The 15,897-nt window shown below is 50.3% G+C and carries 10 protein-coding genes; 4 read left to right on the forward strand and 6 right to left on the reverse strand.

Annotated elements, in window-relative coordinates:
• Positions 1 to 85: 85 nt before the first annotated feature.
• The 3 genes from Pla110_RS17025 to Pla110_RS17035 form a co-directional block, all read right to left on the reverse strand.
• Positions 86 to 526, reverse strand: coding sequence for a hypothetical protein (locus Pla110_RS17025; protein ID WP_144997402.1), 441 nt, complete (start codon positions 524 to 526; stop codon positions 86 to 88).
• 313 nt (positions 527 to 839) lie between these two features.
• Positions 840 to 1,964 carry a twin-arginine translocase subunit TatC gene (gene tatC / locus Pla110_RS17030; RefSeq protein ID WP_144997404.1) on the reverse strand — a complete coding sequence of 375 codons (1,125 nt, stop codon included), beginning with the start codon at positions 1,962 to 1,964 and terminating at the stop codon, positions 840 to 842.
• Between the two features lie 620 nt (positions 1,965 to 2,584).
• Entirely contained in the window at positions 2,585 to 4,549 is a 1,965-nt protein-coding gene (locus tag Pla110_RS17035) for a DUF5684 domain-containing protein (protein WP_144997406.1), read from the reverse strand.
• Between the two features lie 670 nt (positions 4,550 to 5,219).
• Here Pla110_RS17035 and trpB point away from each other — a divergent pair.
• Together trpB and trpA are read left to right on the forward strand one after the other, a co-directional pair.
• Positions 5,220 to 6,428, forward strand: a complete 1,209-nt coding sequence (gene trpB, locus Pla110_RS17040) for a tryptophan synthase subunit beta (protein WP_144997408.1) — start codon at positions 5,220 to 5,222, stop codon at positions 6,426 to 6,428.
• A 128-nt stretch (positions 6,429 to 6,556) separates the two neighbouring features.
• The gene (gene trpA / locus Pla110_RS17045; RefSeq protein WP_144997410.1) at positions 6,557 to 7,369 is read left to right on the forward strand and encodes a tryptophan synthase subunit alpha; all 813 of its coding nucleotides are present in this window, start codon (positions 6,557 to 6,559) and stop codon (positions 7,367 to 7,369) included.
• A 28-nt stretch (positions 7,370 to 7,397) separates the two neighbouring features.
• Here trpA and Pla110_RS17050 read toward each other — a convergent pair whose 3' ends face one another.
• From Pla110_RS17050 to Pla110_RS17060, 3 genes are read right to left on the reverse strand one after another with little or no spacing between them, the layout of a single operon-like run.
• Positions 7,398 to 10,715 carry an efflux RND transporter permease subunit gene (locus Pla110_RS17050; protein ID WP_144997412.1) on the reverse strand — a complete coding sequence of 1,106 codons (3,318 nt, stop codon included), beginning with the start codon at positions 10,713 to 10,715 and terminating at the stop codon, positions 7,398 to 7,400.
• A 3-nt stretch (positions 10,716 to 10,718) separates the two neighbouring features.
• Positions 10,719 to 12,083: an efflux RND transporter periplasmic adaptor subunit gene (locus Pla110_RS17055; RefSeq protein WP_197440254.1), complete on the reverse strand. Its 1,365-nt coding sequence runs from the start codon at positions 12,081 to 12,083 to the stop codon at positions 10,719 to 10,721.
• Positions 12,084 to 12,135: 52 nt separating this feature from the next.
• Complete coding sequence (locus Pla110_RS17060) at positions 12,136 to 12,864, reverse strand: TetR/AcrR family transcriptional regulator (protein WP_144997416.1); 729 nt, start codon at positions 12,862 to 12,864, stop codon at positions 12,136 to 12,138.
• Between the two features lie 276 nt (positions 12,865 to 13,140).
• Here Pla110_RS17060 and Pla110_RS17065 point away from each other — a divergent pair, with 276 nt between their 5' ends.
• A complete protein-coding gene (locus Pla110_RS17065) occupies positions 13,141 to 14,118 on the forward strand; it encodes a zinc-dependent alcohol dehydrogenase (RefSeq protein WP_231742543.1) in 978 nt (325 codons plus the stop codon).
• Between the two features lie 71 nt (positions 14,119 to 14,189).
• Positions 14,190 to 15,875 (forward strand): M20/M25/M40 family metallo-hydrolase, encoded by a 1,686-nt coding sequence (locus tag Pla110_RS17070; RefSeq protein ID WP_144997418.1) that lies wholly within the window; start codon positions 14,190 to 14,192, stop codon positions 15,873 to 15,875.
• The last annotated feature ends 22 nt before the right edge of the window (positions 15,876 to 15,897 follow it).

Genomic DNA, 15,897 nt, shown 5'->3' on the forward strand with positions numbered 1-15,897 from the left:
TGACAATCTCATTCCTGAAGATATTTTAGCCATTCTTAAAATGGCCATATCTCAATGCAGGTTCAGGACTGCCCGATCGATTAAATCAGGCATAGCGGCGAGGGACGCCGAGCTGGGACTCAAGATGTCGCTCGTTCCGGTGATGATGAATCAATTGTTTCATCCACTGATGCAGGTCGTATTTCAGACGATTGATTTTCGTCTCGACTGCCCCCCGGGCAACGAGTTCCGATCGAAGTTGTCGTAACTTCAAGTAGACTTTGTGCTTCTCAGAGAGCAGCGAATCGAATTCGCCCTGATGCGACTCGTGTTCCCGCTGGTTCAGATGCAGGTACTGACCGCTTTCTGCCAGATCAAGCTCACGCGGTAACGTCGTGAGAAGCGTGTCGATGATGGCGATGGTCCAGTTGAGATTGGAGTCATCCGGCGTTTCTTCGAGAACATCGCGGAGATCGCCCAGTAAAATGTATTCCAACGTACGACAGTCGTTGAGAAGTTGAGTCTTATCGATCGTACTCGCACACATAAACATATCCTCCGCTTCTGCCCTCTGGCAGATTGGATTGGAGGTTGCGAACTGACTGGCCCACTTCACAGGGCAGCCTGAATGACCCTTTCTTATCCCTGAAAGAGCGGGCGGTTAACTGGCCCGTAGCTACCCTTGAGTTTATCGATCCGAATTCGAGTTGTCAAAAAGTTTGATGACTGTTCCTCGAAAGAAATAAACTCGCCAATACAGAGAAGATCGTACTTGACTCACTTAAAAAAGTTTGTCTCGAAAGAGTTCCAGCACATCCCTATCAGGAGGAATTTCGATTCAGACAACGCACGCGACCGATCTAAATTGTCTCCGTTTTAGCTTCCTTATTGACGTTAAACTGGCAGATTACGATTCCGAGCTCATACAGGAACAACAGCGGAACCATCATCAGAATCATACTCTGAGGGTCGGAGGGAGTCATCAACATTGATACTACCGCGATCACCAGAATCGCCATGCGTCGTTTTTCGCGATACGTTTCCACCGAGCAGATGGATAGTCTTTCCATGAACAACATCACTACGGGTAATTGAAAACTAACCCCAAACATCACTGGCAACATGATGGCGAAACTAATCCATTCCTTCAGGAAGATCTGCGGATCGACACCCATCGATTTGTTAAAGCTCAGCAGGAAACTCAGCACAAACGGGAGTACCAGATAGAAACAGAACATCACTCCCGTAAGAAACAAACCGATACTGAAGGGTAGATAGTAATAGACGTAACGGCGTTCGGACGGGTAGAGACCGGCGGCGACAAACAACCAGAGCTGATAAATCAGCCACGGGCTACTGAGCACCAGGCCGGCAACGATGGAGACCTTCAAATAAATCAGGAAAGCCTCGTGGACTTCTCGCGTGACTGGCTCTGAGTTCTTCTTGATGATTTTGACCAGCGCTTTCTGCTGGCTACGAAGGGTGTACAGTTCTTTGAACAAATCCGATTTGAGAGGCAAGACAATTTCTTTATCCGATTGAACACTCGCTTTCGGAAACTGCTCCGGATCGACTTCATGCAGAGCGGGAACCAGGTCAGCCACGCGGACCTTCACTTTTAGTACATCTTCATGTTCTGGTTGCTCAGGAGCCTCTTCGGCAGAACTGTCCGGTTCTACTGATTGCTCGTCAGCCACAACCGGATCCGCCGATTCGTTCGTCGCGGTTTCTTCAGCTGGAGCGACTTGGATTTCGGGTTCCTCGTCGCCTGAATCGAATTTTTCGACGCCGTAGTCGTTGTAATCCAACAGGGCCTCTTTGATCGGCTGTGTAATGTATTGCACCAGTTCCTGCCCGTAGAACAGGGTGACACAACAGGCCAGAACTAATCCAATCAACCCGCGGATCAAATGGACGCGGAGGATCTCCAGATGTTCCCCAAAGGACATGGATGATTCTTCAAATAGATCTCTCGACTTGGCCATAGTTGATTTCCGAGTCAGATTATTCAGGTGGGGTAGATAAAGGATGGATAATTACGGCAGGACTATTCACTTCAATGGTCTTATCAGGGACGGGACGAACATATAGCCCGGTACCGAAATGGACGACGATCCTGATTTCCTTGATATCGTTTGAACGTTTTCGCTGTTCAGTCCCGGCAGGCAGGCTCATTTGGGTACAGGCTGTTAACCTGATCCATCCTGCGTAGCACTCCATAACCATAGAGGAGAGGAATGGGTGCCGATTTGAGCGACGGAGGTCACCAACTGGGCGTATCTGCGAATAAAGAACCGATCACTTCTAGCCGGCTCGAAATCCGACTTGCTAGCGCGCCTGGACAAACGAAATACAAACGACCATGTCAAATGCCACTTTGAAGGGCCGATTCAACCAAGTATGTCAAATTTCGTCTCATAAATGAAGGATCGAGAGCCGTGCAGACGGATCGAGCATATCCACCGGATTGACCACTTCCTCAATAGCGGGAAGCAGCTCGCTGGCAGACAAATTCACTCTACTCTCCCTTACCCCCGCTGTCAATTGGCAGAACGAGAACAACAGGACAACAGAACACATTTACACCACATCAAAGATAGCAGCCTTAACTCTTCAAATCGTCGTCATCGAATTCAGGTGGTGGATCTGTTGATAATCGTTTGGCACGGTCCATGCTTCTTCCCAGGATGAAGTAGAATACGGGCGCCAAAAAGGCCAGTCCCAAACCGTAAGTGATCGGCTTTTCGAATCGCTCGGCCAGTTTGATATTTAAATAGATCCAGATCACCATGTTTCCGATCAAGGCGATACCCACGAGTGGCAAACTGACGATCGGTACCAACTCCGAGCTAAAACTGGATACGGAAGCCAATACAATATTCATCACAATAAACAGTGGAAACCAGACTCCAGGCATCCCGGCCGCTTTAAATTGAAGATAGTTGCGAACCCAGGGAATCAATGCAAGTATGCCGGTGTTTTTTGTCTTTTCAAAAATTCGACACAATCCATCGTAATAGAGAATTATGGGCAAGAACACGATAAAATAAACCAACAGTTCGGCAACGATAATCGTTCCGAACGGAATGCCCATCGATACGGCGCCAATCATAGTGGCGGCCACTTCGAGTCCGAAGAAGAGATGACAAAATAACCAAATTGCCCCGACTTGCGACCGAAACGGGATCGGGAGATATTTCTTCTTATCCAAGACTTTGTAAGTCGCCCCCGGAACCTCTCTGATGAGATCCAGCGAATTCTGGCAATAATAAACCAAGTTACCCAGACAACGGGCAGAGCCGATCAAAAAGACTCCGGCAAAGCAGGCGATGGGCAGCAGAATCGCTTCCGATTTCACCCAGACCATATAGTCGACTTCATTATTGGCCTTGCTGTTTCTTAGTTCGATCAATTCATCAGGTAGGACTTCTTTGGGCCCGGGGTTTAGTCTCTGCGCCCATGTAATCCGGGCATTCATCCTCATTGGCTCCCAGACTTCATCCAAATCATCCGCAACATAGTTATAAGCAACGGCATAGCCAGCAATGGGGATGGCGGCAAACATCAACGTCAATAATCCCCAAACAAGTGATTGACCGATGGTTCTCATCGTCAACTGCGCTAGCTTGAAAGGGTTCCAACCTGGCCAGGTTACCGGCATCGACATGTGGCCGACTGCAGATGGGATGGACAAACCAACGAGCGTCAGTGAAAAGCCGAGCAGAATTCCAATGATGGTTAAAAAGGTCTTTGACCCACTACCGGAGGCCAATAATGAAAATCCGACCACCAAAATGAGCGGAAACAACACCAATGCGTGAACAAAGACATTACAAATCACCCACGCAAGGAATCGATATCCATTCTGAAAGACCATGAAAATATCGAATTTCTTCGGTTTAAACGGTCTCGTTTTTTTCTTCTTCTTAAGCGCTGCGTGATACTGAAATGTATAAACGGCCATTTCTGAAGCAATTGTCCAGAACCACCCAAAAAAGAATGCAGTACTGACACTGACAAACGCCCACATGAATATTTCAACGGTCAGTCCATCACTGAAGTGGATGAAGAAGTGAGCGATGGCAATGAAGATATAGGCCAACATCGAAATAAGGATAGAACGGCCGATCAGGCCGAAGTTTTTAAAGGGGTATACGAAAAAGTCGTTCGCCACATTTTTGAAGAAATCACGTGGGTCTACCCCTTTAACCGCGATTAGGCGTTTGCGTTTCTCAGTCAACTGGCCCGTTTCGACATCGATACCACACGACTCACATACACCCGTTTCGGGATCAACGTCCTGTCCGCAGCGCGGGCAGATTTTCATCTGCTGATCTTCCAGAGGCAAGTTACCGAGTGCTGTCATAAAACCTGTGGATGAAGCGGCTTCACGACGTTTGCGACCTGGCGAAGACTGGCTGGGTGGTTTGGCAGATCCTTCGCTTCCAGGCTGCCGCGAGGGCACCTTGATACGATTAGCGCATTTCGGGCACTTGACGACTTTGCCCATGGCAGCGTCAGGCAATTTCAAACCAGCTTCACAAACTTTACAGCGAATTTTTATCGGCATCGTCTGCTGCTCAAAGAATTCCTGATCCTCAGGAGGGATCCGTGCGAAGCACGCATCGGGTTATGGCTGAATCCTGTCAGCACGTTTCGTCTAATTTATAAAGAATCCGAACCCCTCGACTTTTACACGCTCTTGATGAGCATGAGGGACGATCCGTCGCGGGCGTTGCCACCGTAATAGCTTGGCGTTTCCCTACGGGTTCGCCGCTTAGTATCCGAAAGCCGGGAGCAACACTTGAAGACCTGTTTTCGAGAATGAAGCGGTTCTGGTCAACTGTACGAAAAACCATACAGCGTAGTGATATAGAGGCGTTTAGAGCTCTAAACTGCACTTCTTTCGAATCAAACGCAAGCAACTTACTCTTGATTACGTACGGAACGAATTAAAAACAACGACCAACCTGTATTTCCTGACTCATCCATCACATATTTCAGCAGGAGACCCGCATAAACAGACGACAATCAGGCTCATTTTGACAGAGAAAGAGCCCCTCGATTGACCCCACCCGCTTGCCGGTTAATAATCTAGGCTCTATCAATAAACATCTCCCCTGCGCGTGCAGGTCAACCTGATGTTCATTCTACCGGGTTTTTCTGATCAAAAATCCTGGTTCAGATTGTTTGTCATGCCTTCTTTTCATTCTCCTGTTAATCCTTTCTGAAGCCTTACTATGCCCACTAAAGCGACATCACAGGTTCCTGATGCACAGGGACGTTTCGGTGAATTCGGTCGTCGATTTGTTCCCGAAACACTGATGCAAGCCCTCGAAGAACTCACCGTCGAGTATCAGAAGGCGAAAGCCGATCCGAACTTCCAGGCCAGACTGGACAACCTGCTTCGCACCTTCGTCGGTCGCGCCAATCCGCTCTATTTTGCAGAACGCCTCACGGAACATTGCGGCGGAGCGAAAATCTATCTGAAGCGGGAAGACCTGAATCACACCGGCGCTCATAAAATCAACAACACCATCGGTCAAGCACTGCTCACCATGCGCATGGGCAAAAAACGAGTAATCGCCGAAACCGGAGCCGGTCAGCATGGTGTCGCTACCGCCGTCGCCTGTGCCCGTTTTGGTCTCGACTGCGTTGTTTACATGGGCGAAGAAGACATCCGCCGCCAGAAATTGAATGTCTTCAATATGCGAACGATGGGGGCTGAAGTCCGCCCCGTCACCACTGGTTCACGCACACTGCGGGACGCCATTAACGAAGCCATGCGGGACTGGATGTCGTCTGTGGACACCACTCATTACATCTTGGGTTCCGTTGTCGGTCCGCATCCCTTCCCGCTAATCGTCCGCGATTTCCAATCCGTCATCGGAAAAGAAGCCCGGCAACAATGTCTGGAAGAAACGGGACGCCTGCCTGACGAAGTGATCGCCTGTGTCGGTGGTGGTTCCAATGCGGCAGGAATGTTTTATCCATTCGTCGAAGATGAATCAGTCCGCCTCACCGGTGTCGAAGCGGGTGGCCGCGGTCCAGAAGCAGGACAACACGCCAGTCCGTTGAGCTACGGCCGCAAAGGTGTCCTGCACGGTAGCTTCAGCTATGTCATGCAGGACGACGACGGCCAAACCTGCGACGTCCATTCCATTTCTGCTGGACTCGATTATCCGGGCGTCGGACCCGAACATGCCTACTGGAAAGATACCGGCCGAGTCGATTACGTCGCTGCTGAAGATGACGAAGCAATGGCCGCCTTTAAGAAACTGGCCACCCTGGAAGGTATTCTCCCTGCACTCGAATCCTCTCATGCAATTTCTCATGCGATGAAAGCTGCTAAGCAACGCTCAGCTGACGAGATTGTTGTTGTCTGCCTTTCCGGTCGAGGTGACAAAGATGTCTCCGAAGTCGCTCGCCTACTCGGACAAGACCTCTAATTCGTTATCGACATTGATTCGTCATCACCATTGAGCAACAGGACGACATTGAGCAGCAGATCGATTTTCGTTACTGACAGTCCATCTGATTACACGCCCCTTCAACATTATTTCTGTGGATCGTTACCGTGCCCTCCCGTATTTCAGACGTCTTTATCAAACTGAAAGCCGAAAACCGGCTCGCTTTCATGCCGTTCATTACTTCCGGCGACCCGGACATCGCTACGACTGGCCAATTGATTTCCGAACTCGGTCGTCGTGGTTGTGATATGATTGAAATCGGTTTTCCATACTCCGATCCTATCGCAGACGGTCCTACCATTCAGGCCTCCTATACTCGGTCGCTCGGGCGGGGGCTGCATGTAGAGGACATCTTCAAAACAGTCGCCGCACTGCCGACCGACAATCTTCCCCCTTTGGTGGCGATGGTTGCTTACGCAATTATCTACCGCATCGGACCGGAAGAGTTTTTAACCAAACTCAAACTGGCCGGCTTCTGCGGGATGATCGTCCCCGACCTGCCCGGTGACGAAGCAGCGAGTTTCTTCGAACTGGCTCAAAAGCATGAGCTCGATTTGGTACAGCTTGTCTCTCCCACCACGACTCCTGAGCGAGTCTCACGAATCCTGGCGGCGGCCAGTGGCTTCGTCTACTGCATCTCGGTCGCTGGTATTACAGGTGTCCGCGATGACCTTCCCCCTGAATTGAAAGATCAATTGCGGTGGCTCCGGGAAAAAACCGATCTGCCTCTGGCTGTGGGTTTTGGAATCGGAAAACCCGAACAGATTGATATGCTCCGGGGAGACGCCGACGGTGTGATTGTTGGTTCCGCCATCGTCCGTCAGTTGGAACCTCTGACGGAATCCCCCGATCAGAAAGAGGCGATTCTCAAACAGATCGGTGACTACGCCGCTGAAATGCTCGCGGCTACCAAGCCGTAGAGACATCTTCAGGCTTTTTCTCGTTTAGTCAGGTCGTCGCGCTGACAGCGACACCGGTCTGAGGAATGAGTTCTTCCTTCCGCCTGGCTGGGGACTCACCCCCCTTAGCGGTTTTACGTTGATCGCAGAATCGTTTGGGTGAGAAGCGAGTCATCAGGAGATAACTACAGGGGATGAACAGTAGCGCCATAATGGTCGCGGCACTGACTCCTCCCGAGATGGCAATCGCCAGCGGCGGCCAGAAACCGCCGCCGGCAATCAAGAGAGGTAAAAATCCGGCGATCGTCGTGATCGTCGTCGCCAGGACATGGCGGCTCTCGTCCATGACAATGTGATGCACCGCTTCGACGTCTCCATTACGAGCCCGATCGTCTGCTCTTAATGCGGCCAGTACCACAATGGAGTCATTAATAGCTACACCCACCAGGCCCATCGTTCCAATAATGGCCATGAATCCGAAGGGATATCCGGCTACCCAGAGCGAGCCCAGTCCAGGTCCGACAGCAAGTGCCGCCACGACGAGAATCATGCCCGCTAAACGGAATGAATTAAACGAGAGCACCAACGTCGAGATCATCAGAACCATTAACATCCCCACGGAAGCCATCAGGTTCCCGACGGCATTGTCTCGTTCAGCGGCTTCGCCCCCAAATCGGGCCTTATAACCGGGTGGCAATGTGAAGTTGTTCTCTTCTAGCAGATGTGTGAAATCGGCGACGACCTCCGCTGGCAAAACACCGGCCTTAATAAACCCTTGCACCGTATTCACCCGGCGGCGATTGTGCCGAGTAATTCCGGCCGATTCGGGAATTAAATTCGCTTTCGCGAGTACCGATAGAGGCACTGTCGTCAGCTGATCACTCTCTACGTCTCCTACAGGTTTAACAAGATCGAGTGACATAATCTCTGCCAAGCGACTTCGATTTGTGCCTGAAACTCGCACTCGAACTGGAAGTTCTTCGGTCGCTTCCAGAATCGAACCACCCGAAAATCCTTCCAGCGCTCCGTTCATCTGTTCGGCGATTTGAGTATGATTCATTCCCAGTAATCGAGCTTCTACTTCGTCGATCTCCAGTCCAATCTTGGGTAAATCTTCGGAGATCACGGCGCGAGTGTGAAGTACGTTATCTGCCCTTGCCAGAATACGCCGCGCTTCATCACCCAGATTCTTCAATCTTTCCAGGTCAGGACCGTAGATGCGATATTCAACAGGGGCTTCAAAAGGAGGCCCCTGTTCAAGCTGCCGGACAATCGTTCGCGAACCAGGCCATCTGCGGTCAAGTTCCTCCTGTAATTCATGAATAAGGTCCCGACTACCTTCGGAAGAATCGAGCTGAATAATGGCATGTGCGTAACGGGACGACTGTTCCCGGGATTGAATGATGTTGTAATAAAAGTTCGGCGCACTCCGTCCCAGAAACCAGTGGACGTTCTTGATTTCAGGATGATCTAACAACTGCTCTTGAACCTGCAATACCGCTGCTTCAGTCTGATGCAGCGATGCCTGCGGTGAAAGCTCGAATTCGATATGAAATTGATCCCGATCAGCAGGCGGAAAAAACTGCTCTGGCAGCTGTGGAAATACGGCAAATCCAAGAATCGGTCCAACGATCGCCAACAAGATCCCCACGACCGGATAAGCCAATACCCAATTCAGAAATCGGGAGAAAACGTCTGTTACTCGAGGCAGTCTCAATCCTTGTTTCCACCAAGGCCCATGCTTTGCATTCTCCCGTTCGGCAAGGTGCTCTTCTCCTGTCTGCATATATTCGGGAAGGTGAGGAAGTGGGGGCCCGTTTGCTAAAGCCAGGTTTCCCTGTGAAGCCGATGAGGCTGGTTCTTCTGTAATCTCCAGTCGATCCTGAACATGATTAATCAACCCATTCAGCGCAGGAATGATCGTTAAAGAAACGAACAGAGAACTGAACAGAGCCAGGATCACACTGAGGGCGATTGAACCGACGAATTCACCAGCAGGCCCCGGCATCAGTGCAATTGGCATAAAGGCGAACATGGTCGTTAATGTTGATCCCAACAAAGGAATCGACAACTGGCCCACGGTGTCCTGAATCGCGGCGAGTACCGACATCCCTTTGTGCAACCGCCGATTCATTTCATCGACGACCACAATCGCATTATCAATCAATAAACCCAGTGCAATAATCAAACCCGTAATCGACATCTGATGGATCGGTATCCCCCAGAGCCGCATGCCAGTCAGGACCATGAGCGAAGAGAGCGGCAAGGATAAGCCGACTAGCAATGCCGAGCGCCAGCCCATCAAAATGAAGATGACCACAAAAACTGCGGCGGCCCCCAGGATCAAGTTACCAATCAATGTATCCAGTCGATCAGCCGTGTAAGTACTTTGATCGAAGATCATGTTAAGCCGAACCCCGACAGGTAACTCCGTGGCGTACTGCTCCACAATTTCGCGAGCCTGAGCTGCCCATACATCAATCCGCTGATCGGACTCCACATAAACACCCAGTGCCACAGCGGGCTGACCATCGAGATAAACACGACTTGAAACCGGCTCTACTATTCCTTTATGCACTTCGGCGATATCAGCAAGACTGACTAGTTCCCCGTCGTCATTGGGTTGCAGCGGTATCTGACGCAGACGTTCGAGCGAATCCAGTTCCGTCTCCGGTTCGATCAACAGGTCATCCTTTGTTGATCGTTGCTGGCCCGCTGAAATCTTGGCGTCACTTTCCCGGATGTAGTCGGATAGCTCTTCCGCCGTCAGACCCAGCGCACTCAGTTCTGTCTGATTGACCTCCACCCGAATTTCTTCTTCCGGTTCACCGAAATAATCAATGTCTTTGGTACCAGGAACCGTTCGCAGACGAGTTTCCAGCTCCTCGGTCAGTCTTCGCAATATCCCATATCGAGGTTCCCCATCCGTCTCCCAGGCCAAACCCGCGATCAAAGCGTACGCCTGAGCGTTGACCTCTTCGAAGATGGGTTCGTTCGCTTCTTCAGGCAGCTCGGGACGAACATCGTTCAGCTTATCACGAACCCGGGACCAGACTTCGTTGCTAGTATCAAAACTGACTTCATCAACGAGTTCAATCTGAATCATCGAGAACCCAGCGGAACTCGTCGACTCCAACGTTTTGATCTCTTCGACTTCCTGCAGCGCTTCTTCGATTTTTTCTGTAAGCAAAGCCTCCACTCGCTCTGGGCTTGCGGAAGGGAAGATTGTCTTCACCATCGCGAATCGCTCCGCCATGACAGGGTCTTCCAGGCGGGGCAGTAACCGAAAAGCAAAGATACCCGAGACGGTGATCAGCGCGAGTGTTAATAGCAACAGTCGGGGATTTCGATAGAACAAAGTCGACATAAATCACTTTTCCCCAGTCTGGCCTACCGGCTCAAGGGACTCACCCCTGTCGGTAGTGGGAGAATTCAGGCGGACCCGATCTCCCTGCACAACACGATGCGTTCCCTCAGTGAGTAAAATATCTCCCTCCTGAAGAGTTCCAGCCACGTAGACGTTTCCATCTAGCGTGTACAGTTCTTCCACATCACGCCGCTCCACTGCAAAGACTGTAGACGAAGTGATGCCCTCAGCTTCCGGATCGACAGGAGAGAGAGTGTAGCAGGACCACAGCCCCCGTGTTCCCCGCACCAGAGCGTCTGTGGGAACCCAGAAACCAGCTTCATTGATCGTTTCCACAAAACGGAAACGGGCGATCTGACCTGAATAAATATGTTTGCTTACAGATTCATCGATGAATTGAAACAACACCGATTGAGTTCGTGTCTCCCGATTCAACTTGGGAATGAGATGCGACCGTTTCACCTGATAAACCTGGTCGTTAATCGTAACCTCGAATTCCTCTTGTTGCATAATCTGAGCAGTCAATTCCACCGGCACACCGACCCAGATTTCGAGCGATTGATCTTCGATCAGTTCAAAGACGGTCATTCCAATGTCGACTACTTCCCCTTCATCAATTAGTCGAGACGTAATCGTCCCCGCGAAAGGCGCTTTTAACGTCGCATCTTCCAGATCGATCTCGATGGAGTTGAGCGATGCTTGCAGCTCTTGAACAACAGCCTTCTGAGCAACCATCTGTTCCTGTCGCGTCCCCTCCACAAGCTCGTTTAATTCTTCCTGTGCGGAAGAAAGACGAGATTCGACGGAGAGAAAGTCGTAATGAAACTGATCCCGTTCCTGAGCAGTAATTGCTCCCGAATTATGCAATTGATCACTACGTTCTTTCTTGCCAAAAGCGAGATCGCGCATAGCCTTCAGCTCTTCCATTTGATCTCGTTTGGCTTCAATCGTCTGTCCTCGAGGTCCTGCAACCAGCTCTTGCAGGCGTGCTTCCGCCTGAGCAAGTTTCGCTTTAGTCTGGTTTTGTTGAGCAACCAATCGATCCGATTCCAAAATAGCGAGCGGAGCATTCGCATCGACCCGGCTACCTTCATCCACCAGACATTTCGTTACCAGCCCACCGACTTCAAAACTGAGTTCGCTATGCCTTTTCGCTCGGACCATACCAGTAAAGGTCCGCTCTTTCTGAAAAGAATGCTGGCGAACAAGCTGTTTTCCAGAAACGACGAGCAGCTCGGAAGCGTCCTGTCGCGGTTCGGATTGGGCGTGTACCAGTTCAGACTCAGCAGGCCCCATCGAAAACCAATAGATTGCCAACAGAAGGAGCAAACCACAGGCGATGAGTTGAATATCCGGTCGCCTTGTCATTTTTTGACTTTCCGTCAATGAATATAGAAACAGGTTCAACCGCTGGTCTACCTCATTTAAGAGGCACATCTTCCAGCAGGTCAGAGAACATCTCTTCCGCAATTCGCTCCATCGTTTTCTTATAGTCACTTTCGTAAGAGAGGGGCATCCAGCTCAATCCGTCCAGCAGCATTTGAATATTATTAATGATCGCCTCGAACGGTGATTCGACCCCTAATTCGCCCAATTGCCCGCTCAAAATGATGCTGCTTCCCCCAAAGGAAAGCGACCACATGCCAAAGGCAAGCTGCTCGGCTGTCAGGAATTCGGGCAACTTCAGATCTCCGGCGGCCACACCGTCGCGGATGATCCCGGTGACGATTCCCATACAACGAATTTCACAGGAAATCAGCTTATCCTGACGTTCTGGAGCTGCTTTATCCCGAATTGAATCGGCGCGAATAATTTGTTCCACGCGGAAATAGTCGGAAAACTTGCGGACGAACAATTCAACGGCCACCCCCAAAGCGGCCATACGTTCGCGCGGGCGGCCCTGGAATTCAGCAGCGCGTGCCATCATTTCCACACGCTTCTCAAGAGTCTGAGCCGCCAATTCCATAATGACGTCTTCCTTGGAACTGAAATGCTGATAAATCGTCCCTTTGGAATACTCCATTTCCGTGGCAATCTGGTCCATTTTCAGTCCGAGATAGCCATGTTTAATAAGTAAACGCCGGGCCACTTCGAGTATGCGGGCCTCCCGTTCTTTCCACTCACGTTCTTTTCGGGGTGATCGATTCATATCCTTAATATAAACTACTTGTCAGTTTTTGACAATCCGTCAATTTTACTCTTGAGCAATTCTTAACCAACTATTCCATGCATTGCCCGTAACTTCTGACTCTCCCTCCAATTGCGCTAACGTAATCATTTTACTAATCCATAAAACAATTTCTCTCTGCAACGAACCGTGGAAAATGAATTTGTACTGCTGTTTACGTTATGATGAATCTGTCTTCACCACGTTTAAGAAGATGGAACCATTTGCATTCACTCGTTCCCAAATAGGAGTAGCCCCTTGTTCGCCGGTCACATCAGCGCCCCCAACAAAATCGAATTAGTCGAAGTCGAAGAACCCAAACTGAGTAATCAGAGGGGCGAGATTCTCTTTCAGCCCGAATGCGCCTGCCTGTGTGGATCGGACATGCCCTTCTTCACCATGAGCGGAGAAGTTGACACCCCCGTCGTCGGACATTCCCTGCACGAGATGATTGGCTCCGTGATCGACACCAACGGATCAAAATTCAAACCAGGTGATCGCGTTTTAGCGGTGCCTGTCTATCAGGTCGGTTTCTTTGAACGTTATGTCCTCTCCGAAGAACGCGCGATTCCATTAGCCGACAATATTGCCGAAGACATCGCCATGATGGCCCAGCCACTTGGAACTGTGCTATATGCTCTGCGCAAACTGCCAAACATGTTGGGCAAAACAGTGGCGATCGTAGGTCAGGGGCCAATAGGTCAATTGTTTACACTCGCTTTGCGAAATTTGGGGGCGAGCAGAATCATCGCTATTGATCCACTGGCGGCACGTCTCGAAGTGAGTCGTAAATCGGGAGCGACTCATTTCATCTGCAATGGTGACGCCGATCCCGTGGAAGAAGTCACCCGAATCACGAATGGAGCGATGGTCGACGTCGTGATTGAAGCGGTCGGACATCAGTATCAACAACTCAACCTGTGTGCAAAGTTGGTCAAAAAGTTTGGAATGCTCGTCTACTTTGGAGTGCCTGCTCAGACTATAGAGAATGTCGGTTGGGGAGAGGTGTTCCGTAAAAATCTAACGGTCGTCACCAGCGTCGAACCAGATTTTTCGTTAGATTTCCCTCTCGCCATGCAATGGATTTCAGAAGGCCGGGTCGATGTGTCGCATTTACTAACACATAGGTATCCTCTTTCTGATATCCAGAAAGCTTATGAACATTTTCGTGACAAGACTGATGGATCCATCAAGGTGCTCATTGAATTTCCATCCTGGAAACACAAAACGCTATAGTAAACATCACCGCCCGCAAACAGTGACTGACAACTCTTGCTGATGTGATCGATGTAGCACGAGGGCAATTAATGACTTTTGAACTGCACCCCAAGAAACGACACCAACGTCTAAACGACTCCCTCCTCCGTTACCTGCCTGCCAAAGTTGCCCTGCCCTTAACGATCATTTTTGCGTTGGTGCCAGCCAGTCTGTCATTTCAGAACGCGAATCTAGACGCCGTCGAGAGCATCTCCAAAGCGGAAAGTGAAACGCCTGAGATCTGGGCGGATGCGCCTCGATTCGAAATCGATGAAGACGATTTAAAACGGCACATTAATTTTCTGGCCAGCGATTCGATTGAAGGACGGGAGGCAGGAAGCCCTGGTGGACAGGCAGCGGCGGCGTATATCGTGTCTGAATTGCAAAAGTACGGACTGGAGCCTGGAGCCGCCTCCCAAGATTTTTACCAGGAATTTGGTAACGGCTATCGAAACATTCTAGCCGTCATTCCTGGTGCAGAACCGGACCAGCAGCAAACAACGGACACCAGCCGTGAGGAGGAGTTCATTGTCATTGGGTCCCACTATGATCATGTCGGTTATGGGAACTCCAAGAACAGTCTCGGACCGCTGGGCCAGATCCACAATGGGGCCGACGACAATGCAAGTGGCACTGCTATGTTGCTGGAACTCGCGCAATCCATAATGAATCGAAAGGAAAAACCAACACGTTCTATTCTATTCGCTTTTTGGGATGCGGAAGAACGCGGGTTGGTTGGATCACGTCATTGGGTCGCCAATCCGACCTGCGGTTTGGAGCAGGTCAAATTCTATTTCAACTACGACATGGTTGGACGTCTGAAAGATGAAGGCCTCGAAGTCTATGGCATTCGCACTGCCTTCGGAATTCAGAAACAACTGGTTCGGAACAATCACTCACCTTCACTTCGCCTGCTCTACAATTGGGACAACAAAGGAGACAGTGATCACTATCCGTTTTACAAAAAACGGATTCCGTATCTGATGCTGCATACAGGCAAGCATGAAGACTATCACCGCCCCTCTGACGATGCCCAGCTAATTAACTACGAAGGACTTGTTAACCTCACGCAGCTATCAGCGCGACTGCTGTGGGACGAATCGAATCGGTCCGCACCTTCTCAATTCCGCCAGAAATCAATATCGGAATCCGAGTTTGTTCGCAGCGGCATTCAATCTCGCACGGGAAGCTTCACCGAACGGCTTGGTTTAACTGTCATTCGACCTGAAGGTAAAGAAGATCTCGTCGAAGTTCGGCAAGTCTACCAACAAAGCCCGGCATCGACGGCGGGACTACAAACAGGCGATCAGATTCTGAACTTCGGCAACTTACCGATCGATTCTGTCATATTTGAAACGCTGGTACTGAGAGTCGAAAGCCCGGTGGCCGTTACTTATGTCCGTCCTCCATCAACCGAGCGTCAGAAAGTGATGATTCGGTTGAGTGGGAATCCGCAGCTACTTGGAGTCAATCTGCATTTTGATTCCGCCGAACCGGGCGCCGCAACGATTATTCGTGTTCGCCCCAATTCTCCCGCTCATTTCGCGCAACTAGAAAATAGCGATGTGATCTGGTCGATCAATGGCCATTGGCCTGAGAAGCGGGAAGACTTTTTCAAAGTGCTAGCCACAATTCCGCGTGATCAGAAACAGCTTTCACTGGTGATCGAACGCGAAGGCAAACTACGAGAAATCAACGTTAACTTGTGGCCAGACAGCGACGTGCTGGAGAATTAAGTTACCACTTTTATCCTGAACA

Source organism: Polystyrenella longa, from assembly GCF_007750395.1.
Lineage (GTDB): Bacteria > Planctomycetota > Planctomycetia > Planctomycetales > Planctomycetaceae > Polystyrenella > Polystyrenella longa.

Bases quoted from the DNA above. Each gene is read 5' to 3' on its own strand.
- Pla110_RS17025 (WP_144997402.1), bottom strand. From the start codon at position 526: ATGTGTGCGAGTACGATCGATAAGACTCAACTTCTCAACGACTGTCGT.
- tatC (WP_144997404.1), bottom strand. From the start codon at position 1,964: ATGGCCAAGTCGAGAGATCTATTTGAAGAATCATCCATGTCCTTTGGG.
- Pla110_RS17035 (WP_144997406.1), bottom strand. From the start codon at position 4,549: ATGCCGATAAAAATTCGCTGTAAAGTTTGTGAAGCTGGTTTGAAATTG.
- trpB (WP_144997408.1), top strand. From the start codon at position 5,220: ATGCCCACTAAAGCGACATCACAGGTTCCTGATGCACAGGGACGTTTC.
- Pla110_RS17050 (WP_144997412.1), bottom strand. From the start codon at position 10,715: ATGTCGACTTTGTTCTATCGAAATCCCCGACTGTTGCTATTAACACTC.
- Pla110_RS17055 (WP_197440254.1), bottom strand. From the start codon at position 12,083: ATGACAAGGCGACCGGATATTCAACTCATCGCCTGTGGTTTGCTCCTT.
- Pla110_RS17060 (WP_144997416.1), bottom strand. From the start codon at position 12,864: ATGAATCGATCACCCCGAAAAGAACGTGAGTGGAAAGAACGGGAGGCC.
- Pla110_RS17070 (WP_144997418.1), top strand. From the start codon at position 14,190: ATGACTTTTGAACTGCACCCCAAGAAACGACACCAACGTCTAAACGAC.